The sequence below is a fragment of the Brevibacillus ruminantium genome, from assembly GCF_023746555.1.
Classification (GTDB): Bacteria; Bacillota; Bacilli; order Brevibacillales; family Brevibacillaceae; genus Brevibacillus; species Brevibacillus ruminantium.
The window spans coordinates 1,685,001-1,701,912 of sequence record NZ_CP098755.1 but is presented as its reverse complement, the minus strand read 5'-3'; the positions used below and the strand labels follow the sequence as shown (position 1 = coordinate 1,701,912).

Here is a 16,912-nt window from a genome sequence, read left to right as displayed (position 1 = left end):
CACCATTTTGTTCGTGAAAGGAGGAGAGGGAATGCGGGTAACTGCGATCAGACAGGTTCCCTACAGCCAACGGGTTGGAACCTACCATTTTCAGATGATCCAGGCTAAATTGAACGGGCCCGTGCAGCCGATCACGGGCTATAATCTACAGCCTTTTTATACGCGCCATCAACAGTGGATCACTGATTTTGCTGATTCCCTCTCCAACCTCTATCGTTATTCAGCCGAATTGAATCAAGCGGTCAAACAGTTTGATCCCTCCCGCAGAAACAGTGTTCTGTATGCGCGGCGTGCAATCAGCTCGAACCGGGATCGCCTGCAGGCCAAGGCAGGAGCCAGGGCAAAGCCTGGTCAACACCAGATCGAAATCATCCGATTGGCAGCCCAACAGATGATCGAGGGAAAGTGGGCAGACAGCGGTGATACCAGCATCGTCCCGCCCGGTCTCCATCGCTTTTCCCTGTTTATAGGTGAGCAGGAGACCCCTTTCTCCGTTCAGGTGTCTCCACAGGACACGCATGAACAGGTGTTGAAGCAGCTGGTCCATCTCCTTCATCAATCCGGACGAGGAGTCAGCGGGTCGCTCGAATACCAAGGAGAATCCAGCAGACTCGTCCTGCGATCACTGGAGACGGGTGCGGAGCATGCCTTTTTCCTCCGTGATCAGGAGGGCAGCCTTGTGCGAACTCTCGGTTTGGACCAGATCACCAGACAGGCAGAAAATGCCGAATACTACGTGGACGGCACCTGGCAAAGCTCTTCCTCCAATCGTGTGGAGCTTACCGATAAGGTGACTGCTACCCTGCTGCAAACCGGCAGGGTTACCCTGCGAATCGAACCGGATCACGAAACGCTTTTGCAAAAGGTTCGTGACGTGATTGATCGGTACAATCGTTTGCATGCGTTTTTACGGGACCGGCCCGATCTGTTTGTCAGCCATATGTCAGGCACTCTTGAACGCGTTTCCCAGGCTATTCATACGGGTCTTGGCGATTTTGGCCTGTATCCGGCTGCAGATGGCCAACTGGCTGTGGATGAGGAAGTACTGCTTCATTCGCTGGAGCGTAACTACCCAGCCTTTGAAAAGGAGATATCCATGCTTCCGAGACTCCTGACAAAAGAGACGGGCGTATGGAACACGACTTCCCCCAGCCTTTTGACTTACTTTAGCAACGCAAGTGCAGTGGAGCGACCTTTTTCCTCTATTCGCTTGCCTCACCTTTTCTTTCGGCAAGCGATCTACACAGGTCTGATCGTCAACCAATTATGGTAGCACATCCATAAAAACAGGTATGCCCGATTTGACGGCATACCTGTTTTTTCGCTTTATCCGTGACTAGCTTCGCTCGATCAGTTCTTCGAGATCATGCTCGTCCGCGTTGGTGACGATGGTCGTTGTAGAAACCGTAGGCTCATCTTTTTTCCCAAACATTCCCTGCATTTTCTCTACAAATTGAGGGACGGTATCCAAAATCCGATCGTACAGGTGAGTAGAGTTTTCCAGAGGAATCGATCTGATTCCCTGTTTACCTACAACGAGAAAGGCTACGGGAGTAATGGACACGCCTCCACCACTACCGCCCCCAAAAGGATGCCCAATCACGCCCGGGTGATCCCGTTCGTACTGAAATTCACTTCCCCCTGCCGCGAAGCCAAAGCCAACCTTGGAGATCGGAAGAATTACACTGCCGTCCGGAGTTTCCACCGGATCGCCGATGATCGTATTTACGTCGACCATTTGCTTGATATTTTCCATAGCGGTTCTCATCAAACCCTGAATGGGGTGGTCTGCCATGAATGATACCTCCTCTGTAATACACTCTAGGCTAATCATGTCGTATAGGTAGTATCATTCCCTGGGTACATTACTTTCATGAATCATGCCGTATTTTACTTATTGCCTAATGGAGTTCACCCCCGAACTCTCACATAAATCGCGCCAACTCCTGTTTTCGCATATATATCGCCTGCACGGCTTTCCCACATTGTTCCTGTCCTACTTTCGCACATAAAAGCTTGACGAAATCAGCAGTACCCACATTCTCGATCGGAACCCACACAGACTGATGCCCGTCTTTTAAAACGATGCACCCGCCAAAAAAACTGGTGTAATCAACTTCCTTGATGTCAGAAAAGCGGATGGATTTTTTCCCGTACCATTTATAGGAGGTAATGGTTGTCTCACCAATAACGACTTTGGAAAGATAAAGTGCCAAAGAACCCAACCCAAATAACAGAGCGACAGTGAGGATGAGCACGAACTGAATTTCGGAGAAAGTGTCATCGGTGAACACCGCGAGTAACACAAGCGAAATGATGAAGAATAAGGAGACGGAGAAAGTCCCCCATTTGATCATCCCCCCTTTAACGAGAAGCATCTCCCCCATTTGATTTTTTTTGGCAGGCTGTAAGGGACACCCCAAGAGGTATGTGATCAATTTTCTGCGAAGATAAGATTCCATTGACTGTTTCTCCTTTGATCTTTTCTTACATCATCGGAAAACCAGACCCCACCTGTTATAGTGAATTATTCCTAACCTTCTGGGAAAGAGAAATATCTATCCACCGCAAAAGACTACTATGGCTAAAGGTGGAGCTTGAAATGAGTATACTTGTAGTAATGAAAAAATGGCACCATGAACGGTGCCATGTAATGCAGTTGTTTTGGCGATATCGGTTGCCGGAATGTACAGCGATCTCCTAAGCTCCAGAGGGAGTCGTTTCCCACTTATGACTCCTCTCTCTTCTCCAACGCAGCAGAATACGGATGCCCATGACGATTGCGTGACCGAGCCAGAAATGGAGGATCACCCTGGCTTGTGTGTGGATCACCATCTGGTTCCATACTGGTTGTACGCTTAATTTAGGCATGCTTCGCAAGGAGATCGCATGGGAAAACACGGCGACCAGCATACTTTTCACGGCCCAAACAGCACCCAGGATGGCTCCTGTCTCCGCAGCACCTCCCGCTCCCAGCACGGTGTGCCATTCAAGCCGTTCACAGCGGACTTTCTTTGCAAATTGTTGCAAGACAGGCTTAAAGTCGTGAAAGCGCTCGAGCAGATCCTGATAATTGTGCATCCATTTTTTTACCTGTCTCCTGCCGATGCCTCTTACCCGTTCGTCCTTTTTGGTTTGCTGATTGACTGTTTCCACCTTTGCCTTCAGTTTTGGCCCCTCCTCTGATTGTTTGATCGTGATGTGAGGGAGCTCATACTTGCGGCGAATCAGCCGAAACCAGGCCGAGATTTCTACAACCAGATGATCGTTCTCTTCTACCCTTCCATAGTACAGAGAGATGCGCATAGGCGTAATGGCAATCAGTACAATAATCAATAAAAATGCGAGGAGTATCCACCAGCCAAACAAAAAATCCCATCCTTTCCACTGTTAGTTTGAGCGGAAGAATGGGAAAATATGTTCCAAAAAGGAAAACTTATCAGTTGAGGATATAGACGGTAACACCGTCTTTAATGCCGTGTTGCAGCGCCTCCACACGAGATCCAAAAAACAGGTCTACTCTGTCCTGCTTTACCGCGCTTCCAATATCGGCCGCAACTGCGTAGCCATAGCCTTCGATGTACAAATGACTGCCGAGCGGAATCACCTCAGGATCTACTGCAACAATTCCCACACGAAGCGGAAGCTCCAGATAAGACAGCGCCTCTGCTTTGTCTTCGGGGTAGGTAAAGGCCGTCGTTTGAACGGTCAGTTTTTTTGAAAAAGTCAGTCCGGTTGCCGCATGCTGCGCATCATCCTGCTTCAGCAGATGCATGGCCACATAGGTAGCCGCTTCCGCACGGGTGATCCGATGGTCAGGCTGCAGCTTTCCATCCTGATACGGGTTAACGATTCTGTTTTGCAGGGCAAATGCAAAGGGGCGCTGGTAAGCTTTTTCTACGGAACCGCCATCAGGATAGCTTTGCAAGGTTTGCATGGTGGATGTCCATGGAAATTGATTCACCTTGCCGCTGTCTCCCATGGCCCGGATCAGCATCGAGACCATCTCTTCCCTTTGTACAGGCTTGTCCGGATGAAGATAGAGCTTGCCCTCCGACCACTCTCCATCGATGATTCCCAAGCGATAGGCTGTTTGCGCGTATGGGGACAGCCAGTCGTCCGAGTGAACATCTGCGAAAGGAGAGCTGCCCGGCGTTCCTGCCTGGAGCTTCTTGGCCTTAACAAACAGGGTAAGCAGCTCGGCCCGAGTAATCTGTTCATCCGGGCGAAATTCTTCAGAACCGCCGATTACTTCTGCTATGTATAATTTTTGTATGTCTTTCTCTGCCCAATGTCCGGTTACGTCTGCAAATGGTGTGGTTTCTCTTGTTGTCTCTGCCTCTGCGATTGGCGAACCGATTGCCATGATGGCTGCCAACGAGGCTAGAATCAGCATCTTTTTCATCATCAACCTCCTGATCGTGGTAGCTGGTAAATCTCTTTTTCTTATTCTAAAGGAAAATATTCAGAAAACAACCCCTCAATGATTGACAATTGAATATGCGTGAAATCCTTCCGGAAAATGGGGTGTCCCATGTGTAGGAAACTCTACATCCTGGACACCCCGGTTATTCCCCATATACAGCATGTCTTCCAGACCGATCTGTCCCGTTACCGGGAGTCCCTCGTGTTTTTGGAAGCGAAAAACAGGTCGTTATCTCGGGTTCTATCGATCGTTCTTATCTGGCGAAAATATGGTTACCGATTTGTTTAATTTGCGGTCTAGACCAGATCCATTGCGATGTCGCTGTTCTCGGATTAAAGTAATACAAGGCTCTGTCTGAAGGGTCCCAGCCACGCACAGCGTCGTATGCCGCTTGATAGGCCGTTTTTCCCGGAGTCAGCCAGTATTGTCCGTCATCAATGGCGGTAAAAGCCAAGGGCTGATAAATAATTCCTGCCACCGTGTTTGGAAAGTCACCGGAGCGCAGGCGATTCATGACGACAGCTGCTACAGCGACCTGACCGATGTAAGGCTCCCCTCTGGCCTCAGAATAGACAAGCTGGGCAAGCATCTGCATCTCGTTACGATTTACCGATACTTTTTTCAATTTGGTCCAAGTCTGGTTTCCAGCAATGCCGTCCTCCGACATGCCGTATTTTTGCTGAAATTGACGGACAGCCTGGGTTGTCTGCCATCCGTATTTTCCGTCTAGCGGACCCTGATACAGCCCCAATACTTGCAAACGATACTGTAAGTCAAATACGTCACCGCCCTGACTGCCCATTTTAAGCAATGGAGCTGCTGATACTGGGCTCACCATCAGAATGGCTATCAGGACAGTCAAGATGAAGGTAAATCCTTTCTTTTTCGGAAACAACCTGAATCCCCTCCTCAAGGACCCATTCTATCGAGGGAGAAGACCCGGTTCAATTCAAGGTTTTTGGCATCTTTGCCAACTCATTCCGCTTGCCATGTCGATTATCCCTTTGGTTTAAACACGGCAGCTGCTAAAAAACCGAAAACGATGGCCGCAGAGATTCCTGCGCTGGTTACTTCAAAAATGCCAGTGAGCACGCCGATCATTCCATGTTTTTCAGCTTCTGCCATGGCCCCGTGAACCAGCGCATTGCCAAAGCTGCTGATCGGTACGGTAGCCCCTGCTCCGGCAAATTTGATCAGCGGGTCATACAGCCCAAATCCATCGAGCAACGCTCCTGCCACTACCAGTGACGACATCGTATGTGCGGGTGTCAATTTAACTACATCCAACAGGAACTGGCCAATCAGACATATCGTGCCTCCCACTAAAAATGCCCATAAAAACGTCACATTATCCCTCCTCATCAGGCTCTGCTTCGATAGCTACAGCATGAGCGATGCAGGGTATGGACTCTCCCTGTTGATAAGAGATAGGAGACAGCAGGGCACCTGTTGCGACGACAAGGATTCGTTTCCATTCCCCTTTCATCATCCGGCGCAAGAGATGACCGTATGTAACTGTCGCCACACAACCGCAGCCGCTTCCTCCAGACCACACATTTGGATGATCTCCGTAAATCAGCATGCCGCAGTCCAGGTAACGATCCAACGGAACCATAACGTTATGCTTTGGCATCAACTCCGAGAGGATGGAGTGGCCGACTTTCCCCAAATCTCCGGTAACAATCAGGTCATAGTGATCATGAGGGATTTGCAAATCCCGGAAATGGGTTTCGATCGTTGCCAGCGCTGCCGGCGCCATTGCTGCTCCCATATTGAAAGGATCACTCAACCCCATATCCACAATGCGCCCAACAGTAGCAGCCTGTATCCGCAATCCTCGTCCCTGCCTCCCCACCACCGCTGCTCCCGCTCCCGTCACCGTCCACTGTGCTGTCGGGGGCTTTTGGGCCCCGTATTCCGTGGGGTAGCGGTACTGTTTCTCGGCTGATGCGTTATGGCTTCCCGTGGCAGCAAGGACATAATCGGCCGCGCCGCTTTCAACGAGCAGAGCTCCCAGCGCCAACCCCTCCATGGCAGTTGAACATGCACCAAAAAGTCCCAAATAGGGAATTCCCAGCGTTCGTGCGGAAAAGCTGGATGAGATGATTTGATTCATGAGGTCCCCGGCCAAGAGGAAGTGAATTTGCTCCCTTTGCAATCCCGCTTTTTCCAGTGCTTTGTCGCAGGCTTCCTCTAACAGAATTTTTTCTGCCTTCTCCCAGCTATCTTCACCAACCATCAGATCTCCATGTGTGATGTCAAAATCTTCGGCAAGCGGTCCCTCTGCCTCAAAAGGACCACCGATGGCTGAAGACCCGAGGATGACTGGTCTGGAGGGGAAGAACCAGGATTGATGTCCCTGACGCATCGCTTATCCTCCCATCTTGATCAGTGATTTTACGATGCCGATGATAAAAGCAGATACGACCCCAAAAACAATCACCGATCCCGCCAGCTTAAACATGTTTCCGCCTACCCCAAGTACAAACCCTTCGCTTCTGTGCTCGAGTGCAGCAGAAGTAATAGAGTTGGCAAACCCTGTTACCGGGATGCTGGTACCCGCACCAGCCCATTGGGCGATTCGATCATACAGTCCCAGTCCCGTCAAAAGCGTCGAAAGAAAGATCAAGACCGCTGCCGTAGGAGCCCCCGCCGTTTTTTCCGTAAAATCAAAGTACCGGATAAACATTTCCTGAAGCCCTTGACCGATCAGACAAATAACTCCGCCCGTCAGAAAGGCACGCACAAAATTGCGAAGCAACGGCCGCTGGGGTTCATGCCGCTTGGCCAATTGCTGATATTCCTGCTGGGTCAAGGTCAGCTTTTTCTTTTGATTGTCTGCCATGTGGCCCACTCCCTCCTTTCACCTATCGCATCAGTAGCGGCATGACCTGATCTATCACTCTCTGCAACTCTTCGGCATCGCGCTGGTAAATACGTTTTTGTTGTTCATTTTTCGTGGACAGGGCAAACATTTCCAGATCGGCCTGACATTTTTTTAGTTGAGCATAGGTCAATTTCAGTTCTTGCGGCGCATTGACTTTCAGCTTGTCATCGTATAAATCGAGGTAGAGCTGCCCGCCCTTATCGACTTGGCCAAGGAAAACATTCTCCAGCGCCACCCCTGCCTTCTCTAGTTCCATCCGCACCCACCGGCGGTTCAGTCCCAGGTTGGAGAGCGGCTCATCCATTATGACACCATCCAAAATGACAGATTGCGGTTCTTCGGCCGGAGCTACCTGGAGATTGAGTTGCTGCGGGGTAACCGGCGCATTCTGGGATTTCAGGAGCACACTAAGCTCCCCGCTTGTTTCCATGCAGGCAAATTCAACATCAGCCACACGAAACACGTTTTTAATACGCAACTGCTCCATCAGATCCTCATTTGTCCAGCGCTCTTTTTTCAGATTGTCTTCCAGAATTTTGCCGTCCTTGATCAAAACAGTAGAGGTGCCTTCGAACAGGTCGCGGAGAATCTTACTTTTCATTGCCAGCCACTCAAACATATAGGGAAAGAGGGTAAAAATCGCCATCGCAATCAAGCTGTGATAAAGGGGACCATCCATTTCTGTGGCCATGAAGGCAGCGATGGAACCGATGGTGATGCCGACGATGTATTCGATATACGTCAATTGTTTGATTTGGCGTTTGCCTATAATTTTCGTGAGAATAAACAGATAGGCGACCGCGCCAATCGAACGAAATACAATCATTAACCAATCGGGCACGCCAAAACCCTCCCGCTCATGTACTAAAGAAAAGGAGAGAGAATGCCCCTCTCCGATGACTCCATTCCTTAAAAACCTTTGTACTGCGGTTCTTCGTTCTCCAGCTCCGTTACCCGCTGTTGCAGGTTCGTTACGATGGTCTGGGTTTGCTCGGCTGCCTGTGCATACAATTGCTTCGCTTGCTGATTTTGCGTGCTGAGAGCGAAGGACTCCAGGTTAGCTTGCGCACCCTTCAGGTTGGACAGTGTTTGTTTTACTTGAGAAGCAACGGTCATCATTTTCACCTCCTAGCACCTATAGAATCAACCAAGCGCAGTTATTTAATCCCATCGTTTTAAAATTTCTATCTGGATTTTTTTACAAGCACTCAAATCAAAAAAAGGAAAGACACCACGAAGGTGCCTCTCCCACATTCAACCTATTTGGTTATCCACGGCCAGCCAGTTGTTGTTCAGCAAAGGAAACGAGACGCTTAGTGATTTCTCCCCCAACCGAACCGTTTTGACGGGAAGTGGTATCGGCACCCAGTTGTACACCGAACTCAGCAGCAATCTCGTATTTCAATTGATCCAGAGCTTGGTTGGCTTGCGGTACCAGAAGGTTGTTACGGGAACCACTGTTGTTTGCCATCTGTAATCACCTCCTCGTTAGTTGTAGCTTTAATATGTCTGGAGACACGCGCTTTCATTCATTTCAGCCTGTAGATTTCACTGGCAATTTATAGGGTTATAGTGTGAGCAAAAATTGAGCGATCTGGTCTGCTGCATGTGGCCTACCGATCTCGCTCATTCTACGAGTCATCTCCGAATATTGATCGGGCGACCTCCTGAGCTGCTGCACGATTGCTGGTATCTGCTCGACGCTTTGAGCAAACAAAGCCGCTTGTTGGTCGAGAAGGAAGGCAGCATTTCGCTGTTCCTGTCCAGGAAGCGGATGATGCAGGATCAGCGGAGTTCTGACCGCCAGCGCCTCCGCACAGCTAATTCCTCCTGGTTTGGTGATGAAAACGTCAGCGGCCGCCATCCATTCCCAGATGCTTTCCTCATAGCCTTTGACGACAGTCACATGTGGAGAGGGGCCAGACAACGTCTCGGCTGCTTGACGCAAACGCTCCTGGAGCTCTGTGTTCCTCCCCGTAATCACAACAATCTGCAAAGGCTCTGTCTCCCCGAGCAACCCCTGCAATACCTCCTCCATGGCCCCATAGCCCCCTTCCCCTCCGCTGAGCAGGACGGTAAAATGCTGTGGATGCAGGCCGAGAGACTCCTTCCACTTCGCTTTTTCACGTTTTGATGATGAGTAAAAGTTACGGCGAATCGGGATACCGGCGTGTAAAATCGGAGTGGTTTGCATAGCGGGATGAGAGCGAATTTCGTCTTCAAGCTGTGGATGAGCGAGGATATAGGCATCCGCCTGGGGATGAATCCAGAAGTGATGAACACAAAAGTCTGTCGGCACGCCTACCAGTCGGAACGGCTTTGTGGCTTTTTGCTTCGCTTCGGCCAGGGCAGCAAAGCAGTAGGCATGGGTCGCGACGACGATATCCGGAGCTTCCTGCTCGATCCATGATGTCAGTATTTTTCCTGACAGCCAGCTTGCGAGCGGCTTTTTACATGCTGCCGCCCATGCGCCATGATGGTCATGCATTCGTTGCCAGAGCCACGGACTGTATCGCAGCATCTTCAGATAAAAAAAACGGGACATTTCCCGTAACGCTGGACTGGCTGTTTGAAGACCCCAGACAATATCGACATGAAGATCCGAATGAATATGCTTTAGCGCTTCAACCAGAGCTTCGGCAGCCATCCGGTGCCCGCTGCCTGCCCACTCTTCTGTAACCACCAGAATCCGTTTTTCTTTCATCGCGTGTCACCTGCCGTTTCTGCTTCTCGTGGCAGGTACCTGCGCAGCAGTTCTTCTTTGGACATATACACACGTTTTAAAGGCACTTCATGTTTCCAGGTCTTGAGTCTGCCTTTTCCATCCGGGTGAATCAGGCGCAACATAATTTTTAAATACCATCGCTTGTAACGAAAAAACCAGTTCATCGGAACATCAGAAATCGAAAAGCCGAGTGGTTCTACTCCTTTGTTCAGCATGGTTGTGCCGACAATCCCTTTGATGACATCCTGTTCCTCCATGGCATTGAGATAGCTGGCTAATTGCGGCAATGAGCGGAGAATCTGTTGCCTTAGCAACAAGGCTATCCTCAGATCATTCTTCACCCCACTGCAGAGCGTCGCAAAGTAATAATTGTGGATGTGCAGCTTCAGGATCAGGTCACCTGCGGAAATCATGCGATTGTCTGACGTGACGAGCGGCTCACCTCGATATCGCAAACGGACAATCCGAAAGATGTTGTTCTCTTTTTCGATATACTGAAGACGCGTACACCGTTGATAGAGCTTGTCCCAAATCCCCCACAATCTCAAGAGGCCCGTGTTCATCCTTTAATCGGATCCTTTCATGCAGTGTTTTCCTCATACATGTAGTATGCCCGAACCTCTACTCTGAAAACACACAGACGCTGCCGTTGTCCTGCGCCGTTTAGTCCAACGCTTTCCGGCAGCGCCCCAGTAAAACAATGCCAATGGCCACGAGCATGGGTACCCAGGCATGATTCCACAACAGTGGGTTTATCATTTTCCATACATAGGGGTCGTCCAGGATCATCTCTGTTGCCGTATAGGCCAAGACACCCCCTCCGAGCAAGACCAGGCTGGGAAAACGATTTAACAAGCGGGCGACAAAAGAACTTCCCCACATCAGCAAGGGGATACTCAGTCCCAAACCTATGATAATAAGCAGGTAATTTCCGTCGGCAGCTCCACCTACTGCCAGTACATTGTCCAGGCTCATGATGACATCCGCCAAAATAATGGTTTTAATTGCCTGTCCTTTGCTTCGGTTGGAAGAAACCTCGGTCGTCTCTTCTTGACCGCCAAACATCAATTTCCAGGCAATCCAGAAGAGAAGCAAGCCACCTGCCACTTTTACGAGAGGAATGTCCAATAACAGCGTCGTTACACCCGTCAACAAGATACGAAGCAGAATCGCTCCCAGTGAACCAATGTAGATTGCCTGATTTCTGTCTTTGGCCGGCAAACTTCTGCAAGCCATTCCGATCACAACCGCATTGTCACCGCTTAACACCAAGTCAATCAGGAATATCTGGAAAAAGCCGACCCAAAATTGCGTGTCCATTGCCCCTCCTGTTTCCCTCATCTGTTTGTCCTTCTTAACTCTATGCGGCTGCATGTCCCCTCATGAACGCTTTTCCTTCCGAAAAGTGGCGAGATTACTCGGAATTTGTTGAACGGAAATTCCAAAAAAAAGCAAAATTCTGCCCTATTATAGGAGATATATACCTTGTCTTTCAGGGTATCCTTCCGTACGATTAGGATTGGGGTGGGATAAGATATGGTGGAAGCTGTCTCTCTAAACCTTCGAAGTGTATCGCAAAAGATTTTGGATATGGTACCGATGATTACCACGCAGTGGCTGCAAGAGATTGCCTTTAGTATGGAATCGCAGTTGACGATCCCTCGGGATTTTGCTGAAAAGCGGACGGTGCTGCTGGCACGTTATCTCGTGGAAGATGTCGAGGAAGACATGCAAAACTGGTGTCTAGATATGGGAAAATGGCTGCGCGAGCAAGAATATCCATTCTCCTCCATACTTCGAACCTATCAGTTGTACCGGAATGTTTTCTGGCGGGTCATCAGACCTGAGCTTCAAGGGTGGTCGTTGACATCCGACCATATGCTTTACCTGGAGACACAGCTTGGAAAAGCGATGGATGAAAGCGTTTTTTGGGCCGTCTACCACTTCGAACAAATGATGAACAAAGAGCTTGTCCAAAAAGAAGAAACCATCTCTTATCTGCACAATGATAAACTGACCATGCTTGGGAAAATTGCTGCGAACATGGCCCATGAGCTTCGCAACCCCTTATGTGCAATCGAGGGTTTTTTGAAGCTGATCGCCGAATCTACGCGTAACCAGGACAAGCTCCAGTCCTATATTCAGGTCGTGATGCATGAATTCGAAAATTTGCATCGGCAAATCACTGGCTTTCTCAGCTTTTCCAAAAAGCCGATCCTGGATGAGATCTTTAAAACCGTCGATATTGAACATCTTTTGTTTGAGGTAGAGCTGCTCATAACGCCGCGGCTTCTCGCCGAGAACATTTTGTACGAGCAACAGATAGAGCCGTGCTTGCTAAATTGCTACGAGGAGGGGTTTAAGCAGGTCGTCGTCAATCTCTTGACCAACGCCATTGACGCCGTCCAGAGAAGACCTGAGAAGTGGATACGGGTGAAGACAGTCTGCGAGGATGGCTGGGTGACGCTTCTGGTCGAAAACAACGGGGAAATGATCCCTCCTGACATCGTGGAAAGCCTGTTTCAGCCGTTCTTTACCACGAAACAAAATGGAACGGGAATTGGCTTATCCATTTGCAAAAACATAATCGAGAAGCATAATGGAACGATCTCCTGTGAGTCTGATCCTGAATCTACCCGTTTTATCGTGACTTTGCCTTTGGTGTAATCGCTCTTTCGAATGGTTGACTCGAAAGAGCTTTTTTTCAGAAAAAATGCCCTCTGTTCTTCAGAGGGCGAGGCAAGAGATCCGTTTACCTATTCAGTAAGCGATCTAGCCTAACTCTACACGAAAACATATGTTTCTACCACCCACAATCTTTTGACAGATTTCGACAATCCTCTTTCTCGTTGAGGTATTGCGGTGCATTCTGTCGATCTGTGGTTAAAACAGGTCAATAGGCCTATATCGAGTTATAGAATGGTCACCATTTGCCTGAAACGAAAAAAAAGCAGTTGCCCTTTGGAGGCACTGCTTTTTATGATGGAGCGGGTGATGGGAATCGAACCCACGCGACCAGCTTGGAAGGCTGGAGTTCTACCATTGAACTACACCCGCAAAATGAATATCTTGAGGATCAACATGGTACCGAGGACCGGGCTCGAACCGGTACGGGAGATACTCCCGACAGATTTTAAGTCTGTTGCGTCTGCCAATTCCGCCACCCCGGCAAAACTATGGTCGGGAAGACAGGATTCGAACCTGCGACCCCTTGGTCCCAAGCCAAGTACTCTACCAAGCTGAGCTACTTCCCGATACTACCTTTTTTGTTGTGTGGCCCCGAAAAGTATTCGGAGTTCTCTACAACGCTTCACTTTACTTTTGGGGTAAAATGGCGTGCCCTGAGAGATTCGAACTCCCGACCTTTTGATTCGTAGTCAAACGCTCTATCCAGCTGAGCTAAGGGCACATAATGGATAAGGTGTCTGTCCCCGAGGGTGAACCCGGAACGGGTGAGAGACTGAATAACTTCAATGGAGCGGACGACGGGTCTCGAACCCGCGACCTTCGCCTTGGCAAGGCGACGCTCTACCAATTGAGCTACGTCCGCATGCTGTTTCATATATTTCCCTGAAAAGGTGAGCCTTTATACTGCAAAGCTTTCTCTTTGCCTTTTGAGGTAATATGGTGCGGTCGAGAGGACTTGAACCTCCACGGTGTTGCCACCACTAGAACCTGAATCTAGCGCGTCTGCCAATTCCGCCACGACCGCATATTCCCTTTAAAAAACTGGTGAGCCATGAAGGACTCGAACCTTCGACCCTCTGATTAAAAGTCAGATGCTCTACCAACTGAGCTAATGGCTCATATAACTGGTGGGGAGAGACGGATTCGAACCGCCGAACCCAGAGGGAGCAGATTTACAGTCTGCCGCGTTTAGCCACTTCGCTATCTCCCCAGTCATATGGTGGTGCCGGCGATAGGACTTGAACCCACAACCCCCTGATTACAAGTCAGGTGCTCTACCAATTGAGCTACACCGGCAAATGATTATGTGATTTGTTTCAATAAATACTTCTTTGAAATGGCGGAGCTGACGGGACTCGAACCCGCGACCTCCGGTGTGACAGACCGGCGTGAACTCCAACTTCACCACAGCTCCATATTTGTTTGCACTCAAGTGCACTGCCATCTTACTTGGTCAAGCGGCAACTCAGCATTGTTCAAGTAGATGATTTGGTTGCGGGAGCAGGATTTGAACCTGCGACCTTCGGGTTATGAGCCCGACGAGCTGCCAGACTGCTCCATCCCGCGTCGATCAGGACGATCAAATGTCAGTGTTGCGACGCACACGAGGTGCCAGTGTCGGCGTTGTCAACAGGACGTTGACGCTTATAGCCGACCCACAGGACGTGGCGCTTTTAGCTGACCATCCTCTTTTAAAAGAAGTGGTGGAGGCTGACGGGATCGAACCGCCGACCCTCTGCTTGTAAGGCAGATGCTCTCCCAGCTGAGCTAAGCCTCCAGATACCCCTCAACATTTGTTTTGGGGCCCCGCAAAGTACTCGGTGTTGCAACAAAGCATTCACTTTACTTTGTGGGGAAGTATGGTGACCCGTAGGGGATTCGAACCCCTGTATGACAGCGTGAAAGGCTGCTGTGTTAAACCGCTTCACCAACGGGCCATTGCAAAATAGATGATGGTGCTCCCGACAGGAATCGAACCTGCGACCTCTTCCTTACCATGGAAACGCTCTACCTACTGAGCTACAGGAGCGAATGGATGGCTCCTCGGGAGGGACTCGAACCCCCGACCGATCGGTTAACAGCCGATTGCTCTACCAACTGAGCTACCGAGGAACAATATCGAAGGAGCCACTCGTGCCGTTTCGCACCTTCAAAACTGGATATGCATGATTGCTAAAGGTTTGTGGATAAGTCCTCGACCGATTAGTATTCGTCAGCTCCACGCGTTGCCGCGCTTCCACACCGAACCTATCAACCTCATCGTCTATGAGGGGTCTTACCAGCTTGCGCTGTGGGAAGTCTCATCTTGGAGGGGGCTTCACGCTTAGATGCTTTCAGCGCTTATCCCTTCCGCACATAGCTACCCAGCTGTGCCACTGGCGTGACAACTGGTGCACCAGCGGTGCGTCCATCCCGGTCCTCTCGTACTAAGGACAGCTCTCCTCAAACTTCCTGCGCCCGCGACAGATAGGGACCGAACTGTCTCACGACGTTCTGAACCCAGCTCGCGTACCGCTTTAATGGGCGAACAGCCCAACCCTTGGGACCTACTTCAGCCCCAGGATGCGATGAGCCGACATCGAGGTGCCAAACCTCCCCGTCGATGTGGACTCTTGGGGGAGATAAGCCTGTTATCCCCAGGGTAGCTTTTATCCGTTGAGCGATGGCCCTTCCATGCGGAACCACCGGATCACTAAGCCCGACTTTCGTCCCTGCTCGACTTGTAGGTCTCGCAGTCAAGCTCCCTTCTGCCTTTACACTCTACGAATGATTTCCGACCATTCTGAGGGAACCTTTGGGCGCCTCCGTTACCTTTTAGGAGGCGACCGCCCCAGTCAAACTGCCCACCTGGCATGGTCCTCTCACCCGATCAGGGTGACGAGTTAGAAACTCCGTACATCAAGGGTGGTATCCCACCGACAGCTCCACAGAGGCTGGCGCCCCTGCTTCTCAGCTTCCCACCTATCCTGTACATGATGCACAAAGTTCCAATACCAGGCTACAGTAAAGCTCCATGGGGTCTTTCCGTCTTGTCGCGGGTAACCTGCATCTTCACAGGTATTATGATTTCACCGGGTCTCTTGCCGAGACAGCGCCCAAGTCGTTACGCCTTTCGTGCGGGTCGGAACTTACCCGACAAGGAATTTCGCTACCTTAGGACCGTTATAGTTACGGCCGCCGTTTACTGGGGCTTCGGTTCAAAGCTTCGCTTGCGCTAACCCATCCCCTTAACCTTCCAGCACCGGGCAGGCGTCAGCCCCTATACTTCGCCTTGCGGCTTCGCAGAGACCTGTGTTTTTGCTAAACAGTCGCTTGGGCCTTTTCACTGCGGCCCCCTCGGGCTATAAACCCTACCGGGGCGCCCCTTCTCCCGAAGTTACGGGGCCATTTTGCCGAGTTCCTTAGCAAGAGTTATCCCGCGCACCTTAGGATTCTCTCCTCGCCTACCTGTGTCGGTTTGCGGTACGGGCACCTTGTTCCTCGCTAGACGCTTTTCTTGGCAGTGTGAAATCAGGGACTTCGGTACTAAAATTTCCCTCGCCATCACAGCTTGCCCTTAATAGTGTGCGGATTTGCCTACACACCAGGCTTGCTGCTTGGACGGCCATCCAGTAGGCCGCTCACCCTATCCTCCTGCGTCACGCCATTGCTCAAGCGGAACAGAGGTGGTACAGGAATATCAACCTGTTGTCCATCGCCTACGCCTTTCGGCCTCAGCTTAGGTCCCGACTAACCCTGGGAGGACGAGCCTTCCCCAGGAAACCTTAGGCTTTCGGTGGACAAGATTCTCACTTGTCTTTTCGCTACTTACACCGGCATTCTCACTTCCAAGCGCTCCACCGCTCCTTCCGGTACGGCTTCACTGCTGCTTGGAACGCTCCCCTACCCAGTCCGTAAGGACTGCCATAGCTTCGGTGGTATGTTTAGCCCCGTTACATTTTCCGCGCAGAGTCACTCGACCAGTGAGCTATTACGCACTCTTTAAATGGTGGCTGCTTCTAAGCCAACATCCTGGTTGTCTGGGCAACTCCACATCGTTTCCCACTTAACATACACTTGGGGACCTTAGCTGATGGTCTGGGCTGTTTCCCTCTTGACGATGGATCTTAGCACTCATCGTCTGACTCCCGGACATAAGTCATTGGCATTCGGAGTTTGACTGAGTTCGGTAACCCGATGAGGGCCC

Annotated in this window: 16 protein-coding genes, 15 tRNA genes and 1 rRNA gene (1 of these 32 running past the window's edge); 2 read left to right on the top strand and 30 right to left on the bottom strand. The window is 50.3% G+C overall.

The features are described from left to right. Positions 1 to 31 precede the first annotated feature (31 nt). On the top strand, positions 32 to 1,273 hold the full coding sequence (locus tag NDK47_RS08265) for a flagellar cap protein FliD N-terminal domain-containing protein (protein ID WP_251874355.1): 1,242 nt from the start codon (positions 32 to 34) through the stop codon (positions 1,271 to 1,273). A gap of 63 nt (positions 1,274 to 1,336) precedes the next feature. Here NDK47_RS08265 and ytfJ read toward each other — a convergent pair whose 3' ends face one another. From ytfJ to NDK47_RS08195, 14 genes are all read right to left on the bottom strand, one after another. Beyond that, positions 1,337 to 1,795, bottom strand: coding sequence for a GerW family sporulation protein (gene ytfJ / locus NDK47_RS08260; RefSeq protein WP_251874354.1), 459 nt, complete (start codon positions 1,793 to 1,795; stop codon positions 1,337 to 1,339). 130 nt (positions 1,796 to 1,925) lie between these two features. Continuing rightward, entirely contained in the window at positions 1,926 to 2,357 is a 432-nt protein-coding gene (locus NDK47_RS08255) for a hypothetical protein (protein WP_251874353.1), read from the bottom strand. A 343-nt stretch (positions 2,358 to 2,700) separates the two neighbouring features. After that, on the bottom strand, positions 2,701 to 3,369 hold the full coding sequence (locus NDK47_RS08250; RefSeq protein WP_251874352.1) for a DUF2953 domain-containing protein: 669 nt from the start codon (positions 3,367 to 3,369) through the stop codon (positions 2,701 to 2,703). 70 nt (positions 3,370 to 3,439) lie between these two features. Continuing rightward, positions 3,440 to 4,405: an S-layer homology domain-containing protein gene (locus tag NDK47_RS08245; protein ID WP_251874351.1), complete on the bottom strand. Its 966-nt coding sequence runs from the start codon at positions 4,403 to 4,405 to the stop codon at positions 3,440 to 3,442. 274 nt (positions 4,406 to 4,679) lie between these two features. Next, positions 4,680 to 5,264, bottom strand: coding sequence for a spore cortex-lytic enzyme (sleB, locus tag NDK47_RS08240; RefSeq protein ID WP_251876055.1), 585 nt, complete (start codon positions 5,262 to 5,264; stop codon positions 4,680 to 4,682). A gap of 158 nt (positions 5,265 to 5,422) precedes the next feature. Beyond that, the gene (gene spoVAE, locus NDK47_RS08235; protein ID WP_251874350.1) at positions 5,423 to 5,773 is read right to left on the bottom strand and encodes a stage V sporulation protein AE; all 351 of its coding nucleotides are present in this window, start codon (positions 5,771 to 5,773) and stop codon (positions 5,423 to 5,425) included. 1 nt (position 5,774) lies between these two features. Continuing rightward, positions 5,775 to 6,794, bottom strand: a complete 1,020-nt coding sequence (gene spoVAD / locus NDK47_RS08230; RefSeq protein WP_251874349.1) for a stage V sporulation protein AD — start codon at positions 6,792 to 6,794, stop codon at positions 5,775 to 5,777. 3 nt (positions 6,795 to 6,797) lie between these two features. Continuing rightward, the gene (gene spoVAC, locus NDK47_RS08225) at positions 6,798 to 7,271 is read right to left on the bottom strand and encodes a stage V sporulation protein AC (RefSeq protein ID WP_251874348.1); all 474 of its coding nucleotides are present in this window, start codon (positions 7,269 to 7,271) and stop codon (positions 6,798 to 6,800) included. Between the two features lie 22 nt (positions 7,272 to 7,293). Continuing rightward, positions 7,294 to 8,154, bottom strand: coding sequence for a DUF421 domain-containing protein (locus tag NDK47_RS08220; protein ID WP_251874347.1), 861 nt, complete (start codon positions 8,152 to 8,154; stop codon positions 7,294 to 7,296). Positions 8,155 to 8,222: 68 nt separating this feature from the next. Further along, complete coding sequence (locus NDK47_RS08215) at positions 8,223 to 8,429, bottom strand: DUF1657 domain-containing protein (RefSeq protein WP_251874346.1); 207 nt, start codon at positions 8,427 to 8,429, stop codon at positions 8,223 to 8,225. Between the two features lie 151 nt (positions 8,430 to 8,580). Beyond that, on the bottom strand, positions 8,581 to 8,784 hold the full coding sequence (locus NDK47_RS08210) for an alpha/beta-type small acid-soluble spore protein (RefSeq protein WP_251874345.1): 204 nt from the start codon (positions 8,782 to 8,784) through the stop codon (positions 8,581 to 8,583). A gap of 96 nt (positions 8,785 to 8,880) precedes the next feature. Then, the gene (locus NDK47_RS08205) at positions 8,881 to 10,017 is read right to left on the bottom strand and encodes an MGDG synthase family glycosyltransferase (protein WP_251874344.1); all 1,137 of its coding nucleotides are present in this window, start codon (positions 10,015 to 10,017) and stop codon (positions 8,881 to 8,883) included. Next, the gene (locus NDK47_RS08200; RefSeq protein WP_322112086.1) at positions 10,014 to 10,601 is read right to left on the bottom strand and encodes a YkoP family protein; all 588 of its coding nucleotides are present in this window, start codon (positions 10,599 to 10,601) and stop codon (positions 10,014 to 10,016) included. The genes NDK47_RS08205 and NDK47_RS08200 overlap by 4 nt, the downstream gene beginning before the upstream one ends. Before the next feature lie 100 nt (positions 10,602 to 10,701). After that, the gene (locus tag NDK47_RS08195) at positions 10,702 to 11,358 is read right to left on the bottom strand and encodes a TerC family protein (protein WP_251874342.1); all 657 of its coding nucleotides are present in this window, start codon (positions 11,356 to 11,358) and stop codon (positions 10,702 to 10,704) included. 216 nt (positions 11,359 to 11,574) lie between these two features. Here NDK47_RS08195 and NDK47_RS08190 point away from each other — a divergent pair, with 216 nt between their 5' ends. Continuing rightward, complete coding sequence (locus NDK47_RS08190) at positions 11,575 to 12,705, top strand: sensor histidine kinase (protein WP_251874341.1); 1,131 nt, start codon at positions 11,575 to 11,577, stop codon at positions 12,703 to 12,705. A 316-nt stretch (positions 12,706 to 13,021) separates the two neighbouring features. Here the strand turns inward: NDK47_RS08190 and NDK47_RS08185 are convergent. The 16 genes from NDK47_RS08185 to NDK47_RS08110 all read right to left on the bottom strand — a co-directional run. Further along, a tRNA-Gly gene (locus NDK47_RS08185) sits at positions 13,022 to 13,095 on the bottom strand. A 25-nt stretch (positions 13,096 to 13,120) separates the two neighbouring features. Then, positions 13,121 to 13,208: transfer RNA gene (locus NDK47_RS08180), tRNA-Leu, on the bottom strand. Between the two features lie 7 nt (positions 13,209 to 13,215). Continuing rightward, positions 13,216 to 13,292: transfer RNA gene (locus NDK47_RS08175), tRNA-Pro, on the bottom strand. 78 nt (positions 13,293 to 13,370) lie between these two features. Beyond that, positions 13,371 to 13,447 (bottom strand) — tRNA-Arg (locus NDK47_RS08170). 65 nt (positions 13,448 to 13,512) lie between these two features. After that, positions 13,513 to 13,588 (bottom strand) — tRNA-Gly (locus NDK47_RS08165). Between the two features lie 75 nt (positions 13,589 to 13,663). Beyond that, a tRNA-Leu gene (locus NDK47_RS08160) sits at positions 13,664 to 13,750 on the bottom strand. 18 nt (positions 13,751 to 13,768) lie between these two features. Continuing rightward, a tRNA-Lys gene (locus NDK47_RS08155) sits at positions 13,769 to 13,844 on the bottom strand. Between the two features lie 7 nt (positions 13,845 to 13,851). Continuing rightward, positions 13,852 to 13,936, bottom strand: a tRNA-Tyr gene (locus NDK47_RS08150). A 10-nt stretch (positions 13,937 to 13,946) separates the two neighbouring features. After that, a tRNA-Thr gene (locus NDK47_RS08145) sits at positions 13,947 to 14,022 on the bottom strand. Positions 14,023 to 14,063: 41 nt separating this feature from the next. After that, a tRNA-Asp gene (locus tag NDK47_RS08140) sits at positions 14,064 to 14,140 on the bottom strand. A 75-nt stretch (positions 14,141 to 14,215) separates the two neighbouring features. Further along, positions 14,216 to 14,292 (bottom strand) — tRNA-Met (locus NDK47_RS08135). Between the two features lie 135 nt (positions 14,293 to 14,427). Next, positions 14,428 to 14,503, bottom strand: a tRNA-Val gene (locus NDK47_RS08130). Positions 14,504 to 14,586: 83 nt separating this feature from the next. Continuing rightward, positions 14,587 to 14,663 (bottom strand) — tRNA-Glu (locus NDK47_RS08125). A 16-nt stretch (positions 14,664 to 14,679) separates the two neighbouring features. After that, a tRNA-Thr gene (locus NDK47_RS08120) sits at positions 14,680 to 14,755 on the bottom strand. 7 nt (positions 14,756 to 14,762) lie between these two features. Further along, positions 14,763 to 14,838: transfer RNA gene (locus NDK47_RS08115), tRNA-Asn, on the bottom strand. 70 nt (positions 14,839 to 14,908) lie between these two features. Continuing rightward, a 23S ribosomal RNA gene (locus NDK47_RS08110) occupies positions 14,909 to 16,912 on the bottom strand (it continues 924 nt past the right edge of the window).